This window comes from Saccharomonospora iraqiensis subsp. iraqiensis (assembly GCF_000430445.1).
Lineage (GTDB): Bacteria > Actinomycetota > Actinomycetes > Mycobacteriales > Pseudonocardiaceae > Saccharomonospora > Saccharomonospora iraqiensis.
The window spans coordinates 20,233-21,983 of record NZ_KE387129.1 but is presented as its reverse complement, the minus strand read 5'-3'; the positions used below and the strand labels follow the sequence as shown (position 1 = coordinate 21,983).

Below are 1,751 nucleotides of genomic sequence, written 5' to 3'. Positions count from 1 at the left end.
ACGGGTGCCCGCAGGCGGACACCGCGGGCGGGCACCCGTGCCGGCACGCCCGTGCCGTGGCGCGTGTCAGGCCGTCGACCCGGCCCCGCTCATCGCGGCGGGTTCGGTCAGCCTGCTCAGCGCGTACCGGACCAGCCGGATCAGCGCGAGCTTGCTCTGGTCCTTCTCCCGCGCGTCGATGAAGACCATCGGGATGCCCTCGTTGATCGCCAGGGCCTTGCGGATCTCGTCCTCGGTGTAGGAGTCCGCCTCGGCGAAGCAGTTCACCGCCACGACGAACGGGATCTTGCGCCGCTCGAAGAAGTCGATCGCGGCGAAACTGCTGTCCAGCCTGCGGGTGTCGACCAGCACGACGGTGCCGATCGCGCCGCGCGCCAGTTCGTCCCACATGTACCAGAACCGGTCCTGGCCCGGGGTGCCGAACAGGTAGAGCACGGTGTGCGGCGAGATCGTGATGCGGCCGAAGTCGAGCGCGACGGTGGTCGTCCCCTTCGTCTCGACGCCGGTGAGGTCGTCGACGCCGTCGCTGGCCTGGGTCATCAGTTCTTCGGTGGACAGCGGGGGGATCTCACTGACCGAGCCCACCATGGTGGTCTTGCCCGCGCCGAAACCGCCCGCGACGACGATCTTGACGGGGGTGGGGACGACGTTCTCCGCGGAACCGCCGTCAGAGCTTGGTGAGGCCATCGAGCACCGCCTGGAGTAGTTCACGGTCGGGGGCTTGCATCGGCTGGGTGGAGGGCGAACGCACGATCACGTCCCCCCGTTCGATCAGGTCGTTGCACAACACCTTGATCACGGCGATGGGTGTCTTCACGTAGACCGCCAGCTCGGCGATGGACAGCGGCTGCCGGCACAGGTCCAGGATGCTGCGGTGTTCCGGGGTGAGCCCGGTGGGTTCCCGCGTGGTCCGCAGGGCCATCACCTGCGTGGACAGGTCCAGCGTGGCGTCCGTGGCCGGGATCCGGCCCCGGGTGATGGCGTAGGGCCGTACCAGGGGGCCGGCGTCGTCGTCGTACCACTCCTCCTCCACGCTCACGTCCCCTCGCCGGACGTGGACGCGGCGGCGCGGGGGGACGCGGACATGTAGTCGCCGACCCGCTTGACGAGACGGTTCATCTCGTAGGCGATCATCTCGACGTCGACCGTCTCCTCGGAGAGCACGGCGAGACAGGCACCCGCTCCCGCCGCGGAGACGAACAGGTACCCCTCCTCCATCTCGATCATGGTCTGCAACACCGGACCGCGCTCGAAGTGCCTGGTGACCCCTTTCGCCAGGCTCTGCAGGCTCGAGGACATCGCGGAGAGCTGGTCGGAGTCGTCCTTGGCGAGTCCGGCCGATTTGCCCATGAGCAGGCCGTCCGCGGAGAGCACGACGGCGTGCTGGGCGCCGACCACCCGCTCGACCATGTCGTCGAGCAGCCAGTTCAGATCAGCGCCGGAGTTCCCGTTCGCGTTCATCGATGTGTTTCGCTTCCCCTTCGTCTCAGTCGGTGTCGGATTCGTGCCCCGGCTCCCCGGATTCCCGGCCCCTGCGGGTGCCCTTGCGGAAAGCCGAGAGTGTGCTGCGGGTCCTGCCGGAGACGGCCTCGAAGTCGGGAGTGTCCTCCTCGGGGTCGTCCCGGAGCTGGTCGACCAGGTTCTGCTGGGGTTGCCGCTGCGGCAGGGGCCGTCGGGCGGGCCGGTCCCGCGTCGCCGACGGGTCCGGACCCGGCTCCCGGCGCGGTGGCGACGGTGTCCCGGACGCCGTC

General features: G+C 69.4%; 3 protein-coding genes and 1 pseudogene. All 4 read right to left on the bottom strand.

Annotation, left to right across the window (positions count from 1 at the left end; genetic code table 11):
* Positions 1-66: 66 nt before the first annotated feature.
* Complete coding sequence (locus tag ACTIR_RS0119145) at positions 67-687, bottom strand: GTP-binding protein (RefSeq protein WP_007024678.1); 621 nt, start codon at positions 685-687, stop codon at positions 67-69.
* Positions 668-1,033: a DUF742 domain-containing protein gene (locus tag ACTIR_RS0119140; RefSeq protein WP_034241067.1), complete on the bottom strand. Its 366-nt coding sequence runs from the start codon at positions 1,031-1,033 to the stop codon at positions 668-670. Before ACTIR_RS0119140 ends, ACTIR_RS0119145 begins: the two co-directional genes overlap by 20 nt.
* A 2-nt stretch (positions 1,034-1,035) precedes the next feature.
* Positions 1,036-1,461, bottom strand: coding sequence for a roadblock/LC7 domain-containing protein (locus ACTIR_RS26945; RefSeq protein ID WP_007024676.1), 426 nt, complete (start codon positions 1,459-1,461; stop codon positions 1,036-1,038).
* Positions 1,462-1,486: 25 nt separating this feature from the next.
* Positions 1,487-1,751 (bottom strand): annotated as a pseudogene (locus ACTIR_RS26940) (histidine kinase); the annotation flags it as partial.

Coding starts and splice junctions, on each gene's coding strand:
- ACTIR_RS0119145 (WP_007024678.1), bottom strand. CDS start 687: ATGGCCTCACCAAGCTCTGACGGCGGTTCCGCGGAGAACGTCGTCCCC.
- ACTIR_RS26945 (WP_007024676.1), bottom strand. CDS start 1,461: ATGAACGCGAACGGGAACTCCGGCGCTGATCTGAACTGGCTGCTCGAC.